Source organism: Sphingobacterium puteale (assembly GCF_050986225.1).
GTDB classification, from domain to species: Bacteria; Bacteroidota; Bacteroidia; order Sphingobacteriales; family Sphingobacteriaceae; genus Sphingobacterium; species Sphingobacterium puteale.
In genome coordinates this window covers 2,214,636-2,240,738 of the sequence record NZ_CP158959.1, presented here as the reverse complement: position 1 = coordinate 2,240,738, position 26,103 = coordinate 2,214,636, and the positions used below count along the sequence as shown (strand labels likewise).

The window sequence follows — 26,103 nt, the reverse complement described above, 5'->3', positions numbered from 1 at the left end:
TCAGTCCAGATCTTTTAAATAGCCCAGATAACGTTGTACAGCTTCCCGTTTTTTATCCGTTAGGTGAAAATCAAGATGTCCCGTTAAATATTTTGTATAGTCAAATCCTTCAAATTCGGGCAGTCCGGCAATGACATCGGTCGCATTTGCTACGCCATAGGCGAGCGCGTCATTGAAATCTTTCACAAATGATTCGGGCAACTTTTTATTGCTTACCCAGAGTGCAAACGCAAAAGGCAATCCAGTAAAATCGAACCATTCCTTTCCCAAATCATAAACATAGGGTACGCTATTCTTTTTACCGAAGGTGCGGTCACCGATCAGGACATAGGCATCCGGCTCCATCCCGCCGTCGTCAGTAATTAACTGAATATCTTTTTTCCAATAATTTTTTAGAAGCACGCGGGCCAAACCGTTCGATGTACGCGATTGCTTGTCCAATTTGAGGGTTTCCACTTCCGTAATGGGCTTATTGGAAAAAATAAACACCGAATCAACGGCGCCTTCGGTTCCAATACAAAAGTCCGTATTGATGTAATATTCGGGAAGACTTAATAGTGCGGCCGTTGGAATAATTCCCATATCGGCCTCGTCATCTATTACTTTTTGAGCGCAGGCACTTGGATAATCGACACTGAGATCAATCTGATCCATAACCTTTGATTTACGTATTCCGTTCAAAAACGGATATGTGTTTGTGTAAGATACGGCTGAAACTCTAATTTTATTCATTCATCAATGCTTCTAAGTGATCTGTATTGTAATGATCTATGATTTCAAATTGACCATTATCGTACAGCAATTTATATAAAGCAGTATTTGTGTGCGGAAAATCGTCCATATATCGGGCATCAATACCAGTCATCAGGCAAAGCATAATACGCAGTGCGCGACCATGCATGCAAACGAGGATATTTTCTTCATTTGCTTGGGCTAGCATATGATCCAATGCAGCCTGCTGGCGTTCCATTAATGCGTTGGGAGACTCTCCATTTTCAATACTGACATCCAATTCTCCGTTGCGCCATGCAGCAACCAGTTGTTCAAAACCCGACAATAACTCGGGAGTCTGCTCCTTTCCTTCGTAGATTCCCCAGCTAATTTCGTCCAATCCGACGAGCTGTTCCCAAGGTAAATTCTGGTCAATAAAGCCTTTTACTGTCTGATGTGTCCGCAATAAGGTCGAGGTGTATATTTTGTCAAATGGCACTGTATTGTACCGTTCAAAGAAAGCCTGAGCCTGAGCCATTCCGGTTTCATTTAATGGAGAATTAACCCCCCTCCCCTGCACAATGCCTTTTAAATTTAGATCAGTCTGTCCGTGTCGTATAAAATAAAATGTCTTTTTCAAAATGGGTATAGTCTAATTTATGAGTTCACTACAGGTAGTGCGTAATAACTTTTCTTTTTGGAATCCTCGTCAAAGACAACATCTTTATAGTCTGTTACCACATTATACAGGGTATCCCGCTCGATGGGATGGCGGCCTACCTTTTTTATCAATTCCACGACCTCTTGTGTTGTCATACCGGGTTTTTGCTCCTCGGCACCGGCCATGCTGTAGATTTTGGTTGTATCGTCCAAGGTGCCATCAATATCATCCACACCGAAAGCCAACGATAATTGTGCAGTGTCTCTCGAAATCATGGCCCAATACGCTTTGATATGATCAAAATTATCCATGTAGATCCGCGCAACCGCATAGTTCCTTAAATCTTCGACAACCGAAACCTCAGGGATATGCGACATTTGGTTTTCCTTATTCCGAAATTTCAATGGAATAAAAGTCTGGAAGCCGCCGGTTTTATCCTGAAGCTGCCGCAAACGTTCCATATGGTCCACCCTATGCCAAAATTGCTCAATATGACCGTATAACATCGTTGCATTTGTATGCATCCCTAGACGATGCGCCTGCTCATGAATGTCAAGCCATTGTTCAGCGGTACATTTGTCGTGCGCAATCTGTTCCCTGATTTCCGGATGGAAGATTTCAGCCCCGCCTCCGGGCATCGAATCCAGGCCACAAGACTGTAAATATTTCAGTCCGTCGTAGTGGCTCAACTTTGCTTTCTTGAAGATGTAATAATATTCTACTGGCGTGAGTCCCTTAATATGCAATTCTGGCCGATGTGCTTTACATCTTCTAAAGAAATCTGCATAAAACTCAAGGTTTTGTTTCGGCACCACCCCACCTGTAATGTGCACTTCGGTAACGGCTTCATTGTCATATTTCTTCACAATATCCATCATGCCATCGACCTCCATTTCCCAACCTTCAGCACGCTCTTTGATCAGTCTGGAATAGGAACAGAATTTGCAGTCATATACACAGACATTGGTGGGCTCTATGTGAAAATTACGATTAAAAAAGGTATAGTCTCCATGACGTTTCTCACGGATGTAATTGGCTAAAACACCAAGATAGCCTAATTCACCTTTTTCATATAAAAGAACTCCCTCATCAAAAGTGATACGCTCCTCTCGCAAAACTTTCTCAGCAATATTTCTTAATTCAACGGCTAAATTTTTATCATTGATCAAGAAATTTAATTTATCTATTGCGTTCATTAATGTATCTCCTATCTTAGACAAATGTACCTAAAAGGCGACAAAAGTTATAATAAAATGTGATAACACTTATTCAGGACTGCGTCATGTTTAGTCCTGGAAAGACAAACAAAACTTCCTAAAAACGACATGCTTAGTCGGTAAATTGCTGCATCTCGATCAACTTCTTGTACAAGCCATCACGTTGTAGCAATTCACTATGGCTCCCTGCTTCAACAATCTTTCCTGCTTCGATCACAACGATCTTATCGGCACTCTGAATGGTGCTTAAACGGTGGGCGATGACAACTGTTGTCCGGTTGTCCATCAATTTATAGAGTGAATCCTGCACGAGTTTCTCAGATTCGGTATCCAAAGCCGAAGTCGCCTCATCAAGTAGCATGATCGGTGGGTTTTTCAGCACAGCACGTGCGATACAGATCCGCTGACGCTGTCCCCCCGATAATTTACCGCCTCGATCACCAATATTGGTTTGGTACCCATGATCTGTCTTTAGGATAAACTCATGTGCATTGGCGATCTTTGCTGCAGCTTCTATCTCCTCCTGACTGGCGGACAAGTTAGCAAATGCAATATTATTAAAAATGGTATCGTTAAATAAAATCGATTCCTGATTGACTACACCGATCATATTACGCAAAGAATCCTGATCCAGCTCTCTCAAATCCACACCGTCAAAAAGAATCTGACCATCAGTGACATCCATAAATCGAGGTATAAGGTCTACCAATGTCGATTTACCTCCACCTGAAGGACCAACCAAAGCCACTACTTTTCCTTTTTCAATCGTCAGGTCTATCCCCTGAAGGATCTTCTTATCCTTCGTATAGGCAAAATTTACATCCTTAAAAACAATATTCTGTTTAAAGCTATCAACCTTTTTCGCATTAGGCTTGTCGGTCACTTCACTCCGCTCATCGACCAGTTCCAATACCCGCTCTCCTGCAGCAAGACCATTGTGAATACCACTAAAGGCATCGGTCAATGCTTTTGCAGGACGCATCACCTGTGAAAAAATAGCAATGTAAGCAATAAATGCGGGAGCAGTCAAACTCTGATCTCCTGAAAGCACCAAATGGCCACCATATAACAAGATGATGGCTACCATGATGACTCCCAATAACTCCGAGACAGGTGAACTCATTTGCTGCCGCTTAGCCATCGCACGCCCGATATTAGCGTAACGTTCATTCTCATTGTGAAATCTATTTTTGATAAAAGAAACTGCATTGAAGGCCTTGATGATTTTGACACCTGATAATGCTTCGTCCAGATAGGAAATCATATTTCCATAGGATTCCTGTGCCGAGCGCGCCTGACTTTTTAGATTCTTTACAATCCGGGCAATAAAAAATGCAGAAATCGGAATGACCAGCAACGAAAAGAAGGTCAGTCTTGCTGAAATATTAAACAGCATCACGATATAAGCGATCAATTGCAAAGGTTCTTTGAATACCACTTGCAATGTACCTGTGACCGAATACTGCACAACTTGTACATCGGATGCCACCTTTGAGACAATATCTCCTTTGCGTTGCCCCGTAAAATAGCCAACGTGTAAATCCATTACATTATCAAATACTGCTCTACGGAGTTTTAACAAAGTATGTATCCTAAAATTCTCCATAATCCGCTGGCAGAAATAGCGGAAAAGATTGCTTATAAATACAGAAATTACAATAACGATACAAACATACTTCAATGCGCCATAAGCTCCCAATTGGTCATTTGCTATACTAGCATAGTAATTAAACCAAGCTAAAATATCGGTATAAGTCTCAGGTTTTACTGTTTCGACAGTAGCTTCCCCTGTATTAAAAAGTGTATGAAGTAATGGAGCGAGTAATGCTAGATTTAATGTGCTAAAAACAACCGCTATCAAGGTGCAAATTACATACGGAATTGCAAATTTCTCAATGGGTTTAGCAAATGATAAGAGCCTAAAATATGTTTTCATTTATTTTGAACTAAGACAAATTAATTTGATAAAAAAAAATAATTTGTCGACCTCTCCTCTTCCATTAAAATTCTGTTAAGCGAGGAAATTGAACAAAAATAACAAATTAATCAAGAAAAGCACTCATACACTTTTATTCAATAAAATTGTTGCACCTCAGTGATAAATACAAAACGGGATGTTGGATTGAAAAAACGACAAAAATAGCTGCTTTTTATAGATAATTCCCTAATTTAGCTTCATTAAAGTACCAAAATTATTAAAAATAAAATGCAAATAGACGTTGCCAAAAGATTGCAGCACACTGAAGAATATTATTTCTCAAAAAAATTAAGGGAAATAGATGAGCTTAACAGACAGGGTGCACGTGTAATCAATCTAGGAATTGGAAGTCCTGACTTACCCCCTCACCCGGAGGTAATCGCGACACTGAGTGAGAATGCACAACTTCCAAATGTACATGGCTATCAAAATTATAAAGGAGCTCCGGCCTTAAGGCAAGCTGTTGCAGATTGGTATCAACGCTATTATCAGGCTACTTTTAACCCCAATACGGAAATCTTACCACTGATTGGGTCGAAAGAAGGAATCGTCCACATTTGCATGACTTACCTCCAAGAAGGGGACAAAGTGCTTATCCCTAATCCCGGTTACCCAGCCTACGCTGCGGCCGTAAGATTAAGCGGAGCAGAAGCAATAACCTATAAGCTTACACAGGAAAAAAATTGGCTGATTGACTTTAACGAACTTCGCAAACATGACCTGTCAAACGTCAAATTGATGTGGATCAACTATCCGCACATGCCTACGGGTGCCTCGGCCTCAGATGCGTTCTATAGGGAATTGATTGCGTTTGCAAAGGAATACAACATTCTCATCTGTCATGACAATCCCTATAGTTTTATCCTGACTGATAAACCACGTAGTATCATGAGCGTAGAAGGCGCTAAAGAGGTCGCAATCGAATTAAATTCTTTGAGCAAATCTTCCAATATGGCTGGCTGGAGAGTCGGAGTATTGGTTGGTAGCGAAGAGCGTATCAATCAGGTGTTACGTTTTAAAAGCAATATGGACTCCGGAATGTTTTTGCCTGTTCAATTGGCAGCAGCAAAAGCCCTGCAACTTGATGCGTCCTGGTATCAGGATTTAAACAAAATTTATGCTGCTAGACGTCAAAAGGTATATGAAATCATGGACCTATTGGGCTGTTCATACCAAAAAGATCAGGTGGGTTTATTTGTGTGGGCACGAATCCCGAATACCTACAACGATGGTTATGCATTGAGCGATGCTGCATTGAACAACGCACGTGTGTTTATCACACCAGGAGGAATCTTTGGAGATGGTGGAAATCAGTATATCCGCATCAGTCTCTGCGCCACTGTGGAAGTTCTTGAAGCATCCATCCAACGCATCAAAGAAAGCTTCTAACAGCAAATTTCAATATAACATATCAGTCTCAGATGAAATAGCCGTGATGACGAAAAACAAACAGCTATTTCATTTGGCAAAAAAAGATCAGGCTTCAAGAGCCCGTAAAATAAATGTAAAGCATTAATACATACAATCAACACGAATTAATAATTATTCACATATGAATATTGCCATCGTAGGCGTAGGCTTAATTGGCGGCTCAGTTGCCATTCGCCTAAAGGAAACAAAATTCTGCAGTAAGATTATTGGCGTAGATAAAAGCGAGAAAAATCTTGACAAAGCCAAGCAGATTGGCTTTATCGACGAAGCGATGACCTTGGAAGAAGCAATAAAAACATGTAAGGTACTTATATTGACTATTCCTGTTGATGCGATTTTGCAGGTCGTTCCTCAGATCCTTGATCAGGTCACCGATCAAGTTATTATAGATATGGGATCGACTAAAACCAACATACTCAACAAAATCAAAGATCATTCAAATCGAGGGCGCTATATCGCTGCCCACCCTATGGCAGGTACAGAATATTCTGGCCCGGAAGCTGCTGTTGCCGGTCTTTTTAAAGGCAAAATGATGGTTTATGTTGAAGCCTTCAGAACAGATGAAGACGCTTTCGAAATCACCGATGCAATCACCGATCAACTGGAAATGCGCACCTGCTTCATGAATGCGGATGAACACGATGTACATACAGCCTATGTTTCGCATATCTCCCACCTTACTTCATTTGCCCTAGCATTAACGGTATTGGAAAAGGAGAAATCACAGGGACGTATATTTGAGCTGGCAGGATCAGGCTTTGAATCCACGGTACGCCTGGCCAAAAGTTCACCCGATATGTGGACCCCCATCTTCAAACAAAATCGGGAAAATGTACTGGAAGTTCTGGAAGAACATATCAAACAACTACAGTCGTTACATGATTCCATTGCCAGTGAAGACTATGACAAATTGCATAAACTGATCAAGCGTTCAAATAAAATTAAGCGCATCATCAAGTAAAGCAGCAATTCTTTTTAGATCGGCCATCGTGCAGATTTAAAGAAGAACAATTCCATACTTCGATGGGAGCTCAGCTAATATAGCAACGGGGCAGTCCAAACTTTGGACCGCCCCGTTGCTATTTAATTTTATTCGTCTATTCGTCCTCCTAATTAGCTTCAATTATTCTATTCTCGGGTGGACGTATTTTTCTTTTGAATGCCTTTACTCTTTTTATTCATCTTCCAATTCATCAAACTTATCTAAATCAAGCTTCGCTCCTACGGAATCACCGAGTTTTTCTTTAATGGCAGCCCGATAGGAATATAAGTCCGAATAATAAGGATTCAGCTCAATAGCTGTTGAATAATCGTTCAATGCACCATGCATATCTGCCAGTTTTTCCTTAAGATCAGCTCGTAAAGAATAGACATAAAAGTCGTCGGGATTTAATTCGACCAAACGGTCAAAATCAGACAAGGCTTCGGGCAGGCAGCCCAGACGTTCAAATAAGGAAGCTCTTTCCTCATACACAATAGATGAGTTGCCGTCATTTTCTTCCGCTTTCGCGTAATCCTTAAGTGCTTTTTCTGAATAACGGTAGGATTCAAACACCTTGGCACGGAATACATAGGCAGCCGTTTGATTTTCATCCAGCTCGATCGCCCGATTAAAATCATTTAAAGCCAACTCAAAGCAGGTCAATTTTAGATAGAGACTTCCTCTGAAAACAAAGAGGTTACTATCTCCTGTTGTATTTTTATTAATGGCCGAGGTATACAATTCGATCGCCTTCAGATAATTATAACAATGTACATATTCAAGCCCTAATGAATTCAGCTCATCCGTACTGAGTTCTTTGGACGTAGATTCCAGCTCCTGAATGACCAGATTTTCTGCTTCAAAATAACTGACTTCAGCTTGATTCTCTTGCCATTCCAAGACGCTATGGTAATTAAAGTCTAACCTTTTGGCAATCTGGTAATCATAAAATGCCCCCTCATCTTCCCCAGTCAGGCGATAGACCAAGCATCGGCTTGCATAAAAATAGGGTTCCTCTTTAAAATATTCAATTGCCCTGCTATAGACAGCGATTGCTTCTTCATAGGCTTTTATTTTAAAATAATAGAGCCCAAGGTAACTGTATGCCAATACACTGTTCGACAGCGCGATGACCTCTTCCAAGACTTGCACGGGATCATTATCAGCAATAATCCCCATCGAAAAGCCTTTTAATAGGAGTTTGATGTCTTCTCTCCGGATGTGATCAAAGCGGTCTTGGGGTAAAGAAATGATATCCGTTGGAAAAAATGACGAAATGGGCAAAAAAGAAAACTTAGCAAGTAATACAGGAGACGGAAGTTTAAAATCCGATTCAGTAACAGCTTTGTCCCAAAGGGTAACAGATAGATTTGACATCATTTGCTTCATACTCAAAACTAAACTAAATTTCGATACAAAAAAAATTTAACCGTCTCCCAATCTTGCTTAAATAGGAACAATTTAATTCAGTTCACCGGTCAAATAGAGATATTTGTACCGAACGATATCCCTCGAATTTGTAAATCTGACAAGTTTTTCACGTTTAAAGACATAATTGGAAACTTTGTCTTCCATTAAACGTAAAAATTCAACAAACTCTGCGAAAAAGCTTTGGCGTTCACCAGCAGTAAATTGACTATTTTTTACAATCCAAAAAAATTGATCTTCATTCACATGGAAAGACACTTCATTTTTCTTCTCTTTTCGAAAAATAAAAATCGGGTCATTTTCTTGGTTAATAAATAAAGCAAAACCGATACTTCCACCATCCAGGTTTACCACAAAAGCGGAAAAATAAACGGTGCCTATCTGTAAATTTTCCAGACAAATTAATTTATGCAACATCAGGTTAGCAGTTAGATCACCTAAAAATATTAAGTTTTTATTAAAAAACAAAAAAAGACCCACAATAATGTGAGTCTTCTTAATACTAAATAGGATATTTTATTAGAATGTAAACTTCACAGAAGCATTCCACGTTCTACCTAGACCGATCAATACAGTGTTAGAGGTATTGATTCCATTCCAATATTCGTTCGTTTCACCCTTCTTGTTTTCAAAAATATTTGTAGTCGCCTCAGAAATATAGAATTTGTTGAATAAGTTGTTGATGTTAAATCTAAAACTTATTGCATTCTTCTCAGTGATATCTATTTTATAAGAAACACCTGCATCAACAAGTTGGTACGATGGTAATTCCAATACTTTGCCCTCACCAGCTTGTCTTGAAGAATATAACCGATCGTAGGATCTCCAGTCTCCGTCAACAGATAAACCTTTCGTGATAAAATACTTGGCCCCTAAACCATAGGTTGTCTGTGCAGCATCTCCAACTTTTCCATTTGTTAGATCGGTTTCTTCTGTTGCCAACACCACTCTGTCTTCATTACGGACAATCGTAACGGATTTTCCATCGTATTTCCAGTCACCGATAGAGGCAAAACCTTTAAGGGTAAATCCGCTGAAAGGACGGGCAGCAAAATCCAACTCCACCCCTTTGTGGTTTTGTTTTACACCATAATTCGAGAAATAAAGATAATCTCCCTCTACTAAGATGTTCGGATCATTGGTTGGATTGTATTTTTCAACATCTGCTTTTACAGCATTTTTTGAATTACCTGTCACCCGATTTTCCCAAGTCGTTTTATAAGCATTCACATTCACATCAATGTATCTTGACACGAATTTATACCCTAATTCAAGCCCTAAGATCTTCTCGTTCTCCGCATAGGGGTTCACGTCATTTCTATAGTTCATGAAGATATTGTTCTGATAAGGCTGACGTGAATAGTAACCAGCATTAGCAAAAAGACTATGTTTGCCTAAGGTATAGCTTACACCTCCTTTGGTATTATATCCAAAATTATTGACATTTTCTGATTTTGAGTTTTCGGGTTTCTCTAGATAATATTCTCTACGGCTATTTTGCTGTTGTGAAACTGATCCTTGGAAAAATGCGGTAAAACCATTTTTAGCATATTCTAATTGACCAAATAAGCCGCCGTAACGGATCATCTGCTCATAATCCCATGCTAATCTATTTTCTGTCGATTTAGGCTGGCTTGAGAAAGCCTTCCATGGATTGGTTGAATAAGTCTCTGTAATAAAGACATTGTTGCCCAAGTTTACGTTACCTACGTTTGCAATGGATGACTGCCCCAACATATCCGTTACCTGACGATAGTGCTCGCCTTTATAATCGCGCAAGTCAAATCCAACGTTGAAATTTAAATTCTCATTTAATTTACGATTATAGTTGGAAACGATACCATACCATTGGTGATTGTTTACATCCGCAGACAAATAAGGTCCCTTATTGGTTTTCTCTGATCTTTTCGATTGGCCACCACCACTTGCTATGGAAGCATAAACAACGGTAGATAATGAGGATTTATCATCGATGGTCCAATCCCAGTTAAAATTGGCTACCGGTTTATGGTAGTAATTTTTACGGTAGTTAACTTCAGCACCATTAACGGTCTCGACATTGCTATTGTATCTACGTCCATTTTTCAGGTAGTTATCCAACGTCGAAGTGAAACCTTGGTTATGCCATTGTGGAGCACCAGTTACCATCAGATTAAAGTTATGCTTCTCGCTCGCTTTATAACCCACAGACAAGAAATAATTTTGTCCCTGCCCTTCTGTACCATTCACGTATCCATCACCGGACCAATGTGTAAACATTGCTGAAACAGCAAAACCGTTTTTCATCATTCCGGTACTATAGCCAACTGTTCCTTTCATCAGCATGTCATTACCGACTGTAGTGCGCACAAAACCACCCTCTTTCATATCTGTGGACTTGGTTACAAAGTTGATGGTTCCCCCCACAGATGAAATCGCTAGTTTGGAGGCCCCCAAGCCACGTTGGATCTGTACCAAAGATGCAATATCTGTAAGACCGGACCAATTAGACCAATATACACGGCCATTATCCATTCCATTCACAGGCTGACCATTCAATAAAAATGCGGTATTGGATTGGTCAAAACCACGTGTAGTCATTGAAGATTCCCCAAAACCTTTCGCCTGTCCCGTAATGTAAACTGATGGCGTATTTGCTAAAGTTGACGTGATATCTTGCGCACCTACTTTTTCTTCAATTTCCGTTCTGTGAATCGTTGAAACCGCAATAGGCGTTTTTCTACCTACCGCTATGTCAACAACACCATGACCAACAACAACAACCTCATCTAAATTCGTTGAAGCGTCTTCCGAAAATGTCGGATTGATATTCAACGATTCGCCCGATTTCAATAGGATGTTTTCAATGACCACTGGAGTTTCTCCGATGTATGTCACTTCCACTTTGTAGGGACCTCCCTCCTGAAGATTTGAAATTTGAAACTTTCCTTGAGCATCAGCTGAGCCGCTTACTACTTTTCCACTTGGGAGGTGGGTGATTTTAATGGTTGCTCCTTTAACTGTTTGTCCAGTAGCCTCTTTTACAACTCCTGAAACCGAACTTGTATTTGCCGTTTGTGCATGAACCGCTCCATAACTAGCAAAAACAAGTGCAAAAAAAAGTAAAGACTTTTTCATGTTAGATGTGATTGTTTTGTTTTTTGTGCCGCAAAATTAGGAATTGATTGTCTTTTTAACTAATTTTAACACTAGTGGGGCTATAAATACCGTATTTATATTCCTTTCAGATTTTAATCTTCCACAGGTTAAATTCGATTTTAAAACAAAAAACTCAACAGATAAGCCACACCATTAACATAACCACAACAAAAATATCCTATTTATATCAATACATAAAAAATAATCAAAATAAAATTTTGTCTTATTTGAATAACTCAAATTATGGTTTCTTTTCCGTATTTTATGATGAACACCTCTCCTCTTGGTTACACTGACCGATTTTTACGATCAACTCTCATCATTTCAGTGGACATGCATCTTCAATACAATTGAAATCGTTATATTTAAATTAATAACAATAAACTATGTTGTCCATTGAACAAGCTTACGCAGGTGTTCTTGAACCTGCATTGATTGAAGAAATTATACAGAACGCCCACATCAAAACTTTCCGTGAAGGCGATATCATCATCGATACCGATCAATACATCAGAGCAATGCCCCTCTTGCTAGCGGGAGCAATCAAAGTCGTCCGCGAGGATGAAGCCAGAGGCGAACTCCTACTCTATTATCTTGAACAGGGACAGACCTGTACCATGTCTATCGCCTGTTGTCTGGGTAATAAAAAAAGTGAAATTCGTGCCCGGGCTGAAAAGGACACAACCGTAGCCATGATCCCCAATGAACAGGTCAATGACTGGATGGCAAAATACCCCTCCTGGCGCAATTTCATTATATCAAGCTATTCCAGCCGGATGAATGAAATGTTACAGGCCATAGATAATCTTGCATTCTCCAATATGGAAGAACGTATCCTCAATTACCTAAAAGCAAAAGTAAATCTGACCAACGACCGAATCCTTACCCTTACTCATCAGGATATTGCATCCGATCTGAATACTTCTCGCGTTGTCGTTTCGCGGATCTTAAAAAAACTGGAGAATGAAGACAAAATCGTATTGCTCAGGAATGAGATCAGGGTATTGATTTAGCAACAAAAGTAAATTCGTATCCAGCGGATATAAAGCCTAAAGAGGCAGATTTCAATACTCTGTGCTGTTGTCCTAGCTTTGTAACCCGTAGGTCCAAAAACATTTGTACCTTTATGGTGAGCAGAATGTTCGGTTCACATCACAGGATTTAATATGAAGACAGAAAACATAGGATTTATAGGGTTAGGAAACATGGGGAATCCCATGGCAAAAAACCTAGAAAAAGCAGGTTTTCCACTTGCCGTTTACAATAGAAACATCAGCAGAACAACAGACTTTGCAGCACAATCAACTGTTTATAGCGACATCACCGATCTGATCGGGTCCAGTGATGTTGTTTTCACCATGCTGACAAACGATGAAGCCGTCGAAGAAGTTTACGGTAAGATTCTTGAACAATCCATCACCGGAAAATTATTTGTGGATATGAGTACCATCGCTCAAGATGTGAGTATCAATCTTGCCAATAAACTAAAAGCAAAAGGCGCTGCATTTCTGGATGCTCCGGTCGCCGGAAGTACTAAACCTGCAGCGGAAGGTACATTGATCATTATGGTGGGTGGAGAACAAACTGACCTCGAACGTGCCAGACCTTACCTTGAAAAGATGGGAAAATCCGTTAAACATCTTGGTGAAAATGGCAAAGGTATTGCCGCAAAACTAGCTATCAATTACTTTCTATCAATCCTCTATCAAGGGCTGGCCGAAACCATCTTATTCTCCGATCAATTAGGAATTGAACGTAGTGAAATGCTAGCGATTATCAACGATAGTGCCAGCGGCAGCGGAGCAACGAAAGTTAAAACGCCTCTGCTTGTTGAAGGAAATTACAGCGCAGCATTTGCACTGGATCTGATGTTAAAAGATATCCGGCTGGCACAGCAAGCGGGAGCAGCCTATCCCCTACTGGACACCTTGCTCGAAACCTATCAAAAGGCACATGACAACGGTTTGGGACAATTAGATGTGATCGGAATTATTGAATCAATAAAACCATCCGGAGTCTAAGTTTGTTTATCTGACACAATTTTGCTTATCAAGCGCAATAAGGACTTTCACAGGACATAAAGGTATCTTTAATCACACAGCCCATCTGACGGCTAATAAAATTAAGAACAAATGAAAACAGCTTTGACATTTTTTCTATTAACTATGGTTACCATGGGTATGAAAGCACAGGAGTTAAAACAAGTATCCTACAAGGACGGAACACAGCAACTGAACGGACTTATCACGTCCAACGCCGACAAAAAAGGACCCGCTGTCCTTATTTTACCCGCATGGAAAGGCATAGATAACGAGGCGAAACAAGCCGCATTGCAACTTGAAAAAGAAGGTTATATTGCTTTCATTGCCGATATCTATGGTGAAGGAAATATCCCCACAGACAATACAGCGGCTTCGAAAATCGCCGGCCATTATAAAGCAGACTACAAGGCCTATCAGCAGCGCATTGCGGCTGCTCTGAAACAATTGAAGGAAGCTGGGGCTGATCCTGAAAAAATTGCAGTAATCGGTTACTGTTTTGGCGGAACCGGAGCACTGGAAACAGCACGCGCTGGTTTTCCTGTGGCAGGGGTGGTCAGTATTCATGGTGGACTCTCCAAATCAGCCGACAGACCTAATGCAGCGATCAATGTGAAAGTATTGGTTGAACATCCCGCCGCTGACAAAAGTGTATCAAAAGAAGATTATGATGGATTGGTTAAGGAACTTAATGAAGGAAAAGCGGACTGGCAGATCATTACCTATGCCAATTCTGGCCATACCTTTACCAATCCGGAATCACCTGAATATAATCCTGTCATGGCCAAACGTGCTTGGGAGCATACTTTACTATTCCTAAAAGAAGTACTAAACTAAAACATATAAAGACAAAGCTTCCCCTATTTAAATGAACTGTCATTCCAGATCAATAGCGCCCCATCCCATTATTTTCCAGTTATTGGTACTCTTGTTCTGTACGACTATGGCACGATCCCAAACGATAAAATCAATGGAAATCGGAGCACCTACCCAAGCGATCCTGTTCGTTACCAATGAATCCGATAAATCAACGGATTTCGCGATGCGCCTCCATGATCAAAAGGCAAATGAAATTATTAGACAGGTTCCCTATAGTACCACCAAACTCCTGGTCTCAAAAACAGATGCCCAAAAAATCACTTTTGTTGTCAACAAGCGTAAGTGGACAGTGGACGTACCGACCCTCAAACAACGAAATGCCATGATCCTGTTTGATGGTCAGAGCCGACCAAAAGTGATCTATGACAGTCAAAGCTATCTCCAGGCCGCAACATCAATATTGACGAACAATAAGCAGGCAAGTACGCCTCAAAAAGCGCTTAAATACGATGCGAAACTATTCTTCGATTCCATAGCAGCTATTCCATTTGAACCCTCCAGACAATATGCTGCCGCCATCATTTCCCAGTCCGGTCTTCCGATATACTCCACGCAAAAAAAAGGCAAATATGACGGAACGTATATTTCGCAAACCTTTACAGGGGAGAACCTCGAAAAACCCAGCGGCATTATAACAACCGTTTATCAGCAAGGCAAAGAGCTCTCGGCAAACAATTTGTCTAATGGGATCAATTTTTACATCAAATATTTTTACAACAAATGGGGATTAATCGATTCGATACAACAGCTTCAAAATAGCAAATGGTCCTCTAGTACAATTTATCAATACTTACCACATGCTATTCTCATTACCGACCCTGAGCGGCGGTCCGTCTCCATCCAGCATTTAAATGATCAATATCAATTGATCCGGGAGGAGTCCATTCATTTCGTTTACCAACGGATGCATTGGGTCGACCACCGTTACAATGAAAATGGGCAGCTTATTGAGGAAGTTTCAGGGTTAAATGACGTCATCGAAAACCGTAGACTGTATCATTATGATGACCCAAAAGCAAACAATTTCTCTTCCTGGCAGATATTTGACGCAATGGGAAAGCTCAGTGCTGAATCCAAAATAGCTGTGCTGGGCAACGAAACGACCTATCTATTTTATCGCGATGGTACATTGGAAACGAAAATAGTATCAAAAGACTTAGGCGACTATCAATACGAGAGCACTATATTTGATAAGCAGAATAAAATCACCTCTAAAACAATACAAACAAAGAAAAGTTCCTCCACTTCTCAATAATTCAAACGCGCAAACTGAAATAGAAGGAAGCAATAAAACCATCATCTGTCATTAGTGAAAAAACGGAAATTAATAAGTCAACGTCACCCTTTACTGTATTTTCTCGCTGTCTGGGCAAGAAGGACACAAAGAAAAGCCATTTGGTTACTGGATAATAAAAAGTACACAAAAATCAAGTCTACAACAGCGTTGCAGTACCGCATCAAAAAACACCAGTCCGTTTTATTAAAGAAGCTGGGAGAAAACAATATGCAACTGCAGATCAATAAAGTGACCAATCTAAAGATTGCAGCAAAGCAGATCAATGGTGTACTGATCCACCCCGGCGAAACCTTTTCATTCTGTAAACTGGTCGGTCAACCCACACAAAAAAAGGGCTATCTTCCAGGGATGGAATTGTCTTTCGGCGAAGCACAGGCAGGTATCGGTGGTGGAATCTGCCAGATCTCCAATCTGATCCATTGGCTTGTTATCCATAGCCCACTAACAGTCACGGAGCGTTATCACCATTCTTTTGATCCGTTTCCCGATGATGGGCGTGTATTACCTTTCGGGAGCGGTGCAACGGTATTTTACAACTATCGCGACTATCAGTTTACCAACAATACACCCTATACATTTCAGATCAATCTCTGGTTTACCGAAAAATGCCTTGAAGGTGAACTGAGGATCGATCAGGAGCTCGATTTTGCCTATCACGTCATTGAAAAGGAGCATCAATTCCTTAAAATAGGTGATCAATTTTATCGAAAAAATGAAATCTGGCGAGAAAAATTCCTAAAATTTCAGGGTGGAAAGGTTGTTGATACGGAACTCCTAACGAAAAATTTTGCCCGCGTCACTTATACCCCTCCTGACTACACGGAATTGCCAGCTGAAGACAATATAAATTATTAACAAGCAGCTTAGCTGCACGAGATCATTTTGACATCATCCTCTACTCGTTGTCGGCTCAATCTATTTCCCAACTAATACTGAAAATGTCGGTCAAATCGCTCGCTCTCATTTTTACTATTCCGGGACCGAATAAAACACAGGTTATAAAAAGTCCTTTTTTTTGTCTAAATTTGATATGGCTTTGGGGGTATTCTGTATAGAATTGAGATAGTCCCTTCGAACCTGATCCGGTTTATACCGGCGTAGGGAAAAGCAACCGCTTAGGTATATTGAAATATACCGGACAGCCCATCTGTCTCATTTCTTCCTGTCAAAGCCACGTACAAACATAGCGAACAAAAAGGAATGGAAGATTTAATTATCGATCTGTTAGCACAGGTCAGACGGCAAAAACCACTTGTACATAATATTACGAATTTGGTAGTGATGAATAGCACCGCCAATGCACTCCTTGCTCTCGGAGCTTCCCCAGTCATGGTTCACAGTCCATCCGAAGTGCGCGAGGTTGTTGATCTTGCCCAGTCGTTGGTACTGAACATCGGCACATTGAGTGAACTTACCGCCGAGTCCATGCTTGTGGCAGCAGAACACGCCAATAACATTGGTCGCCCTTGGGTATTGGATCCGGTGGGCGCAGGGATATCCGCTTTTCGCAATGACCTATTGGCAAATCTCCTGGAGTTAAAGCCAACTGTAATACGGGGAAATGCATCAGAGATCATGAGCCTTTACAATTTCAACCAGGTCAATACCAAAGGAGTAGACAGCACCGCCGACAGCAAGGCCGCTGTCGGCTTTGGTAAAGCATTACAAGAACAATTAGGATCTATCATCTGCATCTCCGGAAAGGTAGACTATATCCTGTCCGAACAGCATACCGCTGAGGTACACAATGGGCACCCCTTAATGACTCAGGTCACTGGACTTGGTTGTAGCGCAACTGCACTCATCGGTGCGTTTTTAGCGGTCACAGACCAACCTTATGAAGCAGCGACCGCCGGTGTGTCCCTTTTGAGCCTAGCAGGTGAACTGGCAACAGCACGATCCGCTGGTCCTGGTTCCTTACAGATGAATCTCTATGATGAGCTTTATCTACTGAATGAAGAGCGTATCCGCACGCATCTCAACATTAAACACTATGGCAATTAATCCCCTATTTCCATATCCCTTGTATCTGGTTATTTCTGAACAGGACTGCTATCCAACTCCTTGGCTCTATATTGCCGAAGAAGCGATAATCGGTGGTGTAGATATTATTCAGTTACGCGAAAAGAACGAAACGCCGGCAAGATTTCTGGAAAAAGCTAAGAAGCTAAAACAGCTTACCGATCGCTATGGAATCCCATTAGTCATCAATGATGCCGTGGATATTGCGATTGAAATCGAGGCATGGGGGGTACATGTAGGACAAAACGATCGTCCGCCTATAGCAATAAGGGAAAAATACGGGCAGCGTCTTCAAATTGGCTGGTCGCTTGAAGATCGGACACAACTTGACAGTAAACAGATGGCCGCAGTAGACCATCTTGGTGTCAGCCCAATTTTTCCAACAAAAACGAAAACAGACACCATTACAGCTTGGGGAATCAGTGGGCTGGCTGAGCTACGGAATTTAACCGAAAAGCCCCTGGTCGCCATCGGAGGCATGAATCTGGATACCAGCGCAAGAGCCTGGCTGTCCGGTGCAGATTCCGTAGCGGTCGTATCGGCAATTTGCCAAAGTAAAAAACCAAGGGAGCGTAGCGCTCAACTAAAGGAATTATTAACATGAACACAACGAAAAAATATACAGTTCCCACCATTCTGAGTATAGCGGGATTTGATGGCAGCGGCGGAGCTGGCATCCAAGCGGATACAAAAACCATATCGGCCCTGGGATGCTATGCAATGAATGTCCTGACAGCGTTACCCGTACAAAACACACAAGGGGTGCGGAATATCTATGAAATACCGACTCAAGCCGTGCGTGAGCAGTTGGATGCGATTTTCGACGATATTTATCCGGACGCAATTAAAATCGGAATGGTTCATAACATTGAACTTGTTGAGCTGATCGCATCCTATTTAAAAGACTACCCAGGGGCAATCGTATTTGACCCGGTGATGGTTTCAACAAGTGGTCACAAATTGATTCATGATGATACGATACAGGCTTGCGTGGACTTACTTTTTCCGGAAACAACCATTATCACGCCCAATCTAGATGAAGTAAGCGTACTGATGGGAAGCACCATCGACAATGTACAAGAAATGGAAAAATCAGGCCTCGCATTGCTTGAAAAAGGATGTCAATCTGTCCTTATCAAAGGTGGACACCTTCAAAGTAGCGAACTGACCACCCTCCTTTTCCAGCAAAATACAGCTCCATTGGTATTTAAATCCCAAAAAATTGACAGCAAAAATACACATGGATCCGGTTGTTCTCTTTCTTCAGCAATAGCGAGCCAGTTAGCGCAGCGATTCCCTCTTGCTGAAGCTGTCGCTACCGCTTTAGATTATGTCCACGAGGCAATTAAGGCAAGCAAAGACCTCGTTATTGGCAAAGGAAATGGGCCACTTAATCATTTCCACAACCCTTCTAAACTTATTTTTCATGAAATGGAGCGATAAAGCCTGGGATGCTATAAGACCAATTTATGCTGATATCCTAGCCATGCCTTTTATTTCTGAACTGAGCAATGGCAGTCTACCGCTGGACAAATTTCAATTCTATATGCGCCAGGATGCTTTCTATCTGGAGGAATTTGGACGTGTTTTAGCTTTTATCGGTGCAAAGAGTGCAGACAATCAGCAAGCCCTGGATTATTTTGAATTTGGACGCAATGCGCTTATCGTCGAAAAAGCGCTGCATGAAAACTATTTTAAAGAATTTGGTCTGGATCCGGAAGACGGCAACAAGATAGAACCCGTTTGCCACCATTACGTGCATTTTTTAAAAAGTGTAGCTGCCTTTGAACCTATTGAAGTTGCTATGGCCGCAACTTTACCCTGCTTTTGGATTTATAAAGAAGTTGGCGACCACATCGTTTCGATCGCCAGTGGCAACCAAAATCCCTATTCCAAATGGATCGATACCTATAGTGGTGAGGACTTCGCCGAGGGCGTGAAAAAAGCCAAAAATTATGTTGATCAAATTTCTGAACAAAGTAGTGCAACAAATCGGGAGAAAATGCGACAAGTATTTATAACAGCCTCCCGATTGGAATATCATTTCTGGCAGGCAGCTTACGAAAAGAGAATGTGGTAACCACCAAAAACAACAATAAACTGTTCGGTAATGAACACCAATTGTTCATAAATGGGCAATAGATAAAAATGCAATAAAACAAAAAAGCATGTCTATCAGTGTTTTACATAGTTTTTACATTTTGGCACCACTATTATATTAGTAAGTCAGGAAATGAGGCTGCTTTTCGAAATGAAAACTAAAATAGAAATTATAATTGCTTAAAATTAAAAACTAATAATAGACAAAACCATGAAAAGAATCTTAACCATCGCCTTTATTTCATTTTTGTATGTAGCTCAGGCTCAAGAGCGTGAGATCCGTAAGATTTCCGCTCCGGATGGCATTTCCGCAGCTACTTCGTTACGTGTTGACTATATTCACTCCAACCGAAACGAAGTTGTGGTTGAAGCAGACAATGCGGAGCATCTGTCACTGATAGAAACAAATGTAAAGAATGGTATATTACATGTACAATACAAACGGAATTCACAGATCAGAAATGCAAGAAACAACCGCGTAACGGTATATTCAAGTAAAATTCCGACAAGTTTTTCCGCTTCTTCGAGTGGATCAATCTACAGCAACGAGACCATAAAAGCTAGCAAAATAGCTGTTAACGTTTCTTCATCCGCCCGTATTTCGCTTAAAAAATTAATTGCCGACGATATTGCGCTTTCGACAAGTTCCTCAAGCAGATTAACGGCGGAGGTAAGTGCAAAGAATCTAACGGTAAATTCAACAAGTTCGTCAAAACAAGAAATTGCTGGAAGTGCGACGAATTTGGATTTAAGTACCAACTCTTCCGCATCAGTGGACATGGCTTCCTTTACAACAAGCAATGCAGAGGTCAATGCCAGCACATCCTCAGGTGTAACCCTAAGTGTTAAGGATAATCTGCGCGGTAAAGTTTCTACCTCGGCAAAGATCTCCTTAAAAAATCAGCCACGAAATGTCCAAGTTGACAAATCGACAAGTGGCCGAATTGTTATCTAATTTTAGTTTAGGTCTTTAAAAAGACTGTTTATTTATGTTTAATGTTTAGTTAGCTAAAGGTGGCACCCTCCCCAGTGTCACCTTTTTTTCTCTGCCCTACCTTCATCGACCAGAAAATGACTTGGGCTCCCCCTAATAACCTGTTAACGGGAGCCAATTCAACGGATATCACCTGGTATTTTCGTATCTTGTGCTAAGAAACACAAGCATACATAGCACATAATCCAATGGAAAATTTTTTAGCAAGTAGCCTCAAGCAATTTCGGGAATTCAAATCTTTGGGGGACAAGACTTTTACTCAATTGACGGATGAACAATTGTTCTGGCAATTCAACTCCTCCAGCAACAGTATCGCCCTCATTGTGAAACACCTTCACGGGAATATGCTTTCGCGTTGGACTGATTTTTTAAATACCGACGGTGAAAAAGAAGGAAGAAACCGCGACATGGAATTCGAGCATACCGAGATGAGTAGAGCACAACTACTCACACTGTGGAACGAAGGCTGGGATTGTTTATTTCAAGCACTTGAATCTTTAAATGAGCAAGATCTGACAAAAACAATCTTTATCCGGGGCGAAGGCCATAGCGTATTGGCGGCCATCCATCGTCAGCTAGCCCACTACCCTTATCATGTCGGACAGATCGTCTACATCGGAAAAATGTGCCAGGATGAGCAATGGACTTCGCTATCCATTCCAAAGGGAAAATCTGCAGATTTTAACCGGGAAAAATTTGGTCAAAGCAAAAAAGTATAACTGATAGCGATCGACTTTCGCTGCCCAATTGTCGATTGGGCAGCGTTTTCGTCTAAATTTTTCAATTGTAATCGTGCCGCACAAATCCGTTTAAAACGTTACATGCAAGGCACTGTTTTAGGTGTTCTTTAGCAAAGAATTGATTATATTTGTGTGATCTACCATTACTAATTCCTTTACGATTCAATCCCATTGGGATTAGTTTGTTTAGAGGTGTAAAACAGATAGCAAGTACGGAAAATTCATTGATCCAGAGCGTAGACAGGCAATTTATAATTATTTACAGATGAAACCATCATGATTTATTTAATCACATTGGGGATTGAATTACCGAGCAAAGCGAGCTCATGAATACCATTGAAAATAAATGCTTATGAATAATGCCTTAAAGAGAAAATTGATTAATGAATAAACAAATTTATACCGATGAAAAATTCGATTAAGATTATCAACAATTACGAGTATAAAAAGTTATTCTTACCTGATGTTTCTGAGCATAATCTATTTAACGAAAGTAAAATTCAAGTCTATCGAATTGAAAATTATCTCCGGAGCATCTTAATGCCGGTTATTCCCTATCGTACTACCTTCAATTTTCTAATTTTCGTCACGAAAGGTTCACTGACACAACATCTGGAATCAGCATCCTATACGCTGACCGAAAATCAGGTTATTAATATTAAACAGGGAAATATCACCGCAACGCTGGCCATATCGGACGATGTAGAAGGTTTTTTTGTGGTTTACGAAAATGAGATTGTCACTGATATCGAACTTGGGATCAATGACATCAAATTTTTCAATTCCCATCCCTTCACGACATTAAAGCCGCACGTTGCCCATTGGATTCAGCAAATGCTGATTCTTTTGGAGGAAGAACTTTTTACCGAAGGTCGCGTCATGGAAGTATGTATCTCGATGATGCAGTGCATCTTATTGAAGGTGATCAAGTCTGATATCGAAACAAAGGCACCGATGAGCAGGCAATTGGATATTGCATTTCGCTTTCGTGAATATGTCCAGAAGTTCCATATTGACCATAAAAATGTATTGTTTTACGCCAATCTATTGCATATCTCCGAAAACTACCTGAACAAATGTGTGAAGGAGGCAACCAATAAGCCACCCAAGCAATGGATTACTGAAATCAGTATCCTGCATAGCCAGATCCTCTTGCAGGACGCCACGAGAGATATTGCGGGTATAGCTTTCGAACTGAAGTTCCAATCGCCTTCCTATTTCACTAGGCTATTTAAAAAAATCACCGGGTATTCACCCAGTGATTATCGAAAACATAAGTTTATGGCAGACTAATGTTTATGGTAAGGCAGGTTCCAAATGAGGTCAACCGCCAGATAATGCACACCAAAATCCACTTGATCATAGCCTTTGATCAGATCATTCATGTAGCCTACATCCAATCGTAAAGGCGTCTTTGGGATATCTGTCATATAGTAAAAACCCAAACGTGTTTCCTTGTAACCAAAGCTCGACCAAGCATCCGGTTCGTTCAGTTTACTGATTGCAAAAAGACCTTCGGCACTCAGCGCCAGTTCCTGCTTATTTTTATCGGATATTTTAAAATTCAACTGCGATTTCAGTCGGGTTCTAAACTGAAAATTCTCTTCTGCTTTGTGAAAGTCTGCAGTAAAAAATTTCCGGAACTCCTGCCGTAGTGTATTTTTCCATTTCCAGCGCTCAGCCAGTTTAAAAGTATAAGCATAACGTCCATACAACCGGAATTCCTGTTCCACTCCTTCATCGTGGTAGGGCACTTTTTCATCATATACATTTTGACGCCTGTAGCTCAGCGCATAGCTATATTGCTGATTTGGCGCAAATTTGTGATAGACCTCATGATTCAACACCCAGATGGCCTGCTTATGAAAAGGATTAGAGTCCTCGGGTGTACTTTTGGTTCCCAGGCCGATATAGGTCAGTGCTTCCTTTGTTCCGGCACTGTCCAGCTTGCGTCGCAGGCCCAACACCGACCAGGAGGCCGTTTTGGCTTTACCAAGCCCAGGCGGACTTACCTGCCCATATACAGTGTTTATATGGATTCCCAATAACAACATTATTGGGAATAGATTTATAAAACGAAATTTCAACATCAGATAAAATTTTAGCAAAAAAAAGACTAGGAAGTCTCCGCTGTCGCGGAAAATTTAGCCACCAACCAATTGTCCAGTCGTTTGACAGGCTCCATTGCCCACATCGCGATCACAAAAGGAAACGTTAGCGTCGTCCAACCATTATGAATCAGAAAATGGTCAAAATAGGTTGCGATAATAACCGCAATGAGTACATAAATACCATCTCTAACGCGTTGCCCGCTCAAAGCAATCCCACATAAAACTGCGTTGAAACTAAAGATCCCGTTATTGGTCATATCGGTTGATTCATGCCCATGATGCGAGATATAAACGCTAATAATTACAGCGGCAGAAGCATATAACGCCGCGATTGGCTTACTGATAAAAACACCAATGAAAAAGATTAATCCCGCAACTAAGCTACCCTGAAAAATAACCTGACCAAAGGCATGTCCCTCAATAAGGAAATCGTCCATTTCCTCAATATCCACAAAGTGCTCTGGAACCGTCCGTAAAGCCAATTCTGGAATACTCAATACATATAGTGCAATCCAGGTGATCATGATAAATGGAAAGGTGAATACAGGAATATTTTTCTTTAGCGCAAAGCCCATTAAAATCGTGGTCAATGCAGAACCGATAATCAAGGAGGCCCATACCCAGATATTAGCCTGAAAATAAAAGACCAGTGCAATCCCATATAATGTGGCATTAAATCCAAAGAGCCCATCATTGATATGCTCCTCGTCAAACTTCATCAATTTCGCTGTGATTACCCCGACAAGATTCGCCAGTATCCCGGCAAATCCCATGAGTGCGGAATCATAAATAATAGCCCCAATAAACAGGACTCCAGTCCAGCTATTACCCTGTAACATAATCTGTCCGAATCCCTTAAAAACAGCTTTAACAAAAGTCAGGATGTTATTTTTCATTAGAATAATTTGTTATTTAAAAATTGTATTCAATCCCCGTTATTTAATTCAGGAATAATTTTTCCCATAGAGCACTTTGCATCTCTTTAAAAAGAAGGTAAAGTTGCTCGGCACCATAGCCCAGCACACGCACCATAAAACCATCATGTTGCAAAGCACTGATACCAAAGGCAACATCCTTGGTTTCCCCATATTTCTCATAGAATGCTTCGATCCATTCGTCTGGACTGACCCCGGCACTATTCAGATAGATCAGTGTTCCTTGGTGTGTATATCCTTCCAGAATGCCCAATTCCTGAATGGGCATACGATCCGGTTGTAACAGCACATTATCTTTTACAACCAGTCGACCATTCACATAACATTTCGTCAGGTTCTGAAAATGATTGTACTGAAATTCCTCCCCCGACATTTTCCTTCCACAGGTCACGATTTCACTCAGTAGTAGATGGCAATTGGAAGCAAGATGGATAATGTTGTGACTCAAAAAATGAGAGGAATGCTGTGGCACCACTGGGTGGGGCACATAGGAAAACACGGAATCTTCGCCCAGAGTCACCTGCATTGTTTGCGAAGAATGCCCTTTCATATGAAACAGACGCTGATAAGCCTGCGTCTGCAACTGTAATTTTGCTCCCGGCGCAATATCAATTTTGATCTGATGATCATCACCATCCAACAATCCCGGTGAGGAACTCATGATCATCAAATAAGCCGCATTGTCTTTTTGATATTGACCGACAGGGACAATGCGAAAAGGTTGAGTGACATAAGCATCCTTCATAAAGGATTTCCCTTCACGATGTGCTATTTTGACGGCTAAAGAACAAATCATAATTAACGAAGTAAATTAGGTTCTTCAATATCTTGAAGCAATGCATATTTTTTGATCCAGCCCACAATCTCTTCCAGACCGTCGCCAGTTTTCAAATTGGAGAACAAAAATGGAGCACCTTTGCGCATCATACGGGCATCATGTTCCATGACCTCCAAGCTCGCGCCCACATAAGGTGCCAAGTCTTTCTTGTTGATCAATAACAGATCCGAACGTGTAATCGCCGGACCACCTTTACGAGGCATTTTTTCACCCTCAGCGACATCAATGACGAAAATGGTGATATCTGCCAGATCCGGGCTATAGGTTGAAGTGAGGTTGTCGCCTCCACTTTCGATCAAAATAAGTTCCAGATCAGGAAAACGGCTAGCCAGTTCGTCTACAGCTTCCAGATTCATACTCGCATCTTCACGTATTGCGGTATGTGGACAACCTCCTGTTTCAACACCGATAATACGTTCACGGGGTAATAAGCTATTTTTTGCCATATACTCCGCATCTTCTTTGGTGTAGATATCATTTGTAATAACCGCCAGATCTAACTCATTTGCCAGACGTCTGCTCAATCTTTCCAATAACGCTGTTTTGCCGGAACCCACAGGACCGCCGACACCGATCTTAACATATTTTCTATTTTCCATTGT

At 41.0% G+C, this 26,103-nt stretch carries 25 protein-coding genes and 1 riboswitch; of the genes, 14 read left to right on the top strand and 11 right to left on the bottom strand.

What is annotated here, in order from left to right:
- The 4 genes from ABTV71_RS09200 to ABTV71_RS09185 all read right to left on the bottom strand — a co-directional run bounded on the left by ABTV71_RS09200 (position 1) and on the right by ABTV71_RS09185 (position 4,525).
- Positions 1–732 carry a menaquinone biosynthetic enzyme MqnA/MqnD family protein gene (locus tag ABTV71_RS09200; RefSeq protein WP_433902998.1) on the bottom strand — a complete coding sequence of 244 codons (732 nt, stop codon included), beginning with the start codon at positions 730–732 and terminating at the stop codon, positions 1–3.
- Positions 725–1,351, bottom strand: a complete 627-nt coding sequence (locus ABTV71_RS09195; protein WP_121125925.1) for a histidine phosphatase family protein — start codon at positions 1,349–1,351, stop codon at positions 725–727. The genes ABTV71_RS09200 and ABTV71_RS09195 overlap by 8 nt, the downstream gene beginning before the upstream one ends.
- 17 nt (positions 1,352–1,368) lie before the next feature.
- On the bottom strand, positions 1,369–2,568 hold the full coding sequence (gene mqnE / locus ABTV71_RS09190; RefSeq protein ID WP_121125926.1) for an aminofutalosine synthase MqnE: 1,200 nt from the start codon (positions 2,566–2,568) through the stop codon (positions 1,369–1,371).
- A 133-nt stretch (positions 2,569–2,701) separates the two neighbouring features.
- Complete coding sequence (locus ABTV71_RS09185; protein ID WP_121125927.1) at positions 2,702–4,525, bottom strand: ABC transporter ATP-binding protein; 1,824 nt, start codon at positions 4,523–4,525, stop codon at positions 2,702–2,704.
- A 270-nt stretch (positions 4,526–4,795) separates the two neighbouring features.
- Between ABTV71_RS09185 and ABTV71_RS09180 the strand changes: the two genes are divergently transcribed.
- Together ABTV71_RS09180 and ABTV71_RS09175 are read left to right on the top strand one after the other, a co-directional pair.
- On the top strand, positions 4,796–5,956 hold the full coding sequence (locus ABTV71_RS09180; protein WP_121125928.1) for a pyridoxal phosphate-dependent aminotransferase: 1,161 nt from the start codon (positions 4,796–4,798) through the stop codon (positions 5,954–5,956).
- 130 nt (positions 5,957–6,086) lie between these two features.
- Positions 6,087–6,959, top strand: a complete 873-nt coding sequence (locus ABTV71_RS09175; RefSeq protein ID WP_433903705.1) for a prephenate dehydrogenase — start codon at positions 6,087–6,089, stop codon at positions 6,957–6,959.
- Positions 6,960–7,172: 213 nt separating this feature from the next.
- Here ABTV71_RS09175 and ABTV71_RS09170 read toward each other — a convergent pair whose 3' ends face one another.
- The 3 genes from ABTV71_RS09170 to ABTV71_RS09160 all read right to left on the bottom strand — a co-directional run bounded on the left by ABTV71_RS09170 (position 7,173) and on the right by ABTV71_RS09160 (position 11,525).
- On the bottom strand, positions 7,173–8,360 hold the full coding sequence (locus tag ABTV71_RS09170; protein ID WP_433902997.1) for a tetratricopeptide repeat protein: 1,188 nt from the start codon (positions 8,358–8,360) through the stop codon (positions 7,173–7,175).
- Between the two features lie 81 nt (positions 8,361–8,441).
- Positions 8,442–8,825: a hypothetical protein gene (locus ABTV71_RS09165; RefSeq protein ID WP_121125930.1), complete on the bottom strand. Its 384-nt coding sequence runs from the start codon at positions 8,823–8,825 to the stop codon at positions 8,442–8,444.
- 102 nt (positions 8,826–8,927) lie between these two features.
- Positions 8,928–11,525, bottom strand: a complete 2,598-nt coding sequence (locus ABTV71_RS09160; RefSeq protein ID WP_433902996.1) for a TonB-dependent receptor — start codon at positions 11,523–11,525, stop codon at positions 8,928–8,930.
- Between the two features lie 407 nt (positions 11,526–11,932).
- On the opposite strand from ABTV71_RS09160, the gene ABTV71_RS09155 reads away from it, so the two are divergent.
- The 12 genes from ABTV71_RS09155 to ABTV71_RS09100 all read left to right on the top strand — a co-directional run bounded on the left by ABTV71_RS09155 (position 11,933) and on the right by ABTV71_RS09100 (position 22,910).
- Entirely contained in the window at positions 11,933–12,559 is a 627-nt protein-coding gene (locus ABTV71_RS09155; protein WP_121125932.1) for a Crp/Fnr family transcriptional regulator, read from the top strand.
- A gap of 153 nt (positions 12,560–12,712) precedes the next feature.
- Positions 12,713–13,567, top strand: coding sequence for an NAD(P)-dependent oxidoreductase (locus tag ABTV71_RS09150; RefSeq protein WP_433902995.1), 855 nt, complete (start codon positions 12,713–12,715; stop codon positions 13,565–13,567).
- Positions 13,568–13,678: 111 nt separating this feature from the next.
- On the top strand, positions 13,679–14,422 hold the full coding sequence (locus tag ABTV71_RS09145) for a dienelactone hydrolase family protein (RefSeq protein ID WP_433902994.1): 744 nt from the start codon (positions 13,679–13,681) through the stop codon (positions 14,420–14,422).
- Between the two features lie 133 nt (positions 14,423–14,555).
- Entirely contained in the window at positions 14,556–15,719 is a 1,164-nt protein-coding gene (locus ABTV71_RS09140) for a hypothetical protein (protein WP_433902993.1), read from the top strand.
- A gap of 54 nt (positions 15,720–15,773) precedes the next feature.
- Entirely contained in the window at positions 15,774–16,616 is an 843-nt protein-coding gene (locus tag ABTV71_RS09135; protein ID WP_433902992.1) for a VanW family protein, read from the top strand.
- A gap of 173 nt (positions 16,617–16,789) precedes the next feature.
- A riboswitch (TPP riboswitch) is annotated at positions 16,790–16,882 on the top strand.
- 79 nt (positions 16,883–16,961) lie between these two features.
- Positions 16,962–17,765: a hydroxyethylthiazole kinase gene (thiM, locus tag ABTV71_RS09130; protein WP_433902991.1), complete on the top strand. Its 804-nt coding sequence runs from the start codon at positions 16,962–16,964 to the stop codon at positions 17,763–17,765.
- Positions 17,755–18,387 carry a thiamine phosphate synthase gene (thiE, locus tag ABTV71_RS09125; protein ID WP_433902990.1) on the top strand — a complete coding sequence of 211 codons (633 nt, stop codon included), beginning with the start codon at positions 17,755–17,757 and terminating at the stop codon, positions 18,385–18,387. The genes thiM and thiE overlap by 11 nt, the downstream gene beginning before the upstream one ends.
- Positions 18,384–19,226, top strand: a complete 843-nt coding sequence (thiD, locus tag ABTV71_RS09120; protein ID WP_121125938.1) for a bifunctional hydroxymethylpyrimidine kinase/phosphomethylpyrimidine kinase — start codon at positions 18,384–18,386, stop codon at positions 19,224–19,226. Before thiE ends, thiD begins: the two co-directional genes overlap by 4 nt.
- Entirely contained in the window at positions 19,210–19,863 is a 654-nt protein-coding gene (gene tenA, locus ABTV71_RS09115) for a thiaminase II (protein ID WP_121125939.1), read from the top strand. The genes thiD and tenA overlap by 17 nt, the downstream gene beginning before the upstream one ends.
- Before the next feature lie 231 nt (positions 19,864–20,094).
- Entirely contained in the window at positions 20,095–20,838 is a 744-nt protein-coding gene (locus tag ABTV71_RS09110; RefSeq protein WP_121125940.1) for a GIN domain-containing protein, read from the top strand.
- A 227-nt stretch (positions 20,839–21,065) separates the two neighbouring features.
- A complete protein-coding gene (locus ABTV71_RS09105) occupies positions 21,066–21,596 on the top strand; it encodes a DUF1572 family protein (protein WP_121125941.1) in 531 nt (176 codons plus the stop codon).
- Positions 21,597–22,022: 426 nt separating this feature from the next.
- Positions 22,023–22,910, top strand: coding sequence for a helix-turn-helix domain-containing protein (locus ABTV71_RS09100; protein ID WP_433902989.1), 888 nt, complete (start codon positions 22,023–22,025; stop codon positions 22,908–22,910).
- On the opposite strand, the gene ABTV71_RS09095 is transcribed toward ABTV71_RS09100, so the two are convergent.
- Genes ABTV71_RS09095 through ureG form a run of 4 tightly spaced genes read right to left on the bottom strand, consistent with a single transcriptional unit; the run spans position 22,907 to position 26,100 of the window.
- A complete protein-coding gene (locus ABTV71_RS09095) occupies positions 22,907–23,707 on the bottom strand; it encodes a DUF2490 domain-containing protein (RefSeq protein ID WP_433902988.1) in 801 nt (266 codons plus the stop codon). The two genes, ABTV71_RS09100 and ABTV71_RS09095, sit on opposite strands and share 4 nt — an antisense overlap.
- A 26-nt stretch (positions 23,708–23,733) precedes the next feature.
- Positions 23,734–24,624 (bottom strand): urea transporter, encoded by an 891-nt coding sequence (locus ABTV71_RS09090; protein ID WP_433902987.1) that lies wholly within the window; start codon positions 24,622–24,624, stop codon positions 23,734–23,736.
- A gap of 43 nt (positions 24,625–24,667) precedes the next feature.
- Positions 24,668–25,459, bottom strand: a complete 792-nt coding sequence (locus tag ABTV71_RS09085) for an urease accessory protein UreD (RefSeq protein ID WP_433902986.1) — start codon at positions 25,457–25,459, stop codon at positions 24,668–24,670.
- 2 nt (positions 25,460–25,461) lie between these two features.
- Positions 25,462–26,100 (bottom strand): urease accessory protein UreG, encoded by a 639-nt coding sequence (gene ureG / locus ABTV71_RS09080; protein WP_077435600.1) that lies wholly within the window; start codon positions 26,098–26,100, stop codon positions 25,462–25,464.
- Positions 26,101–26,103: the final 3 nt, after the last annotated feature.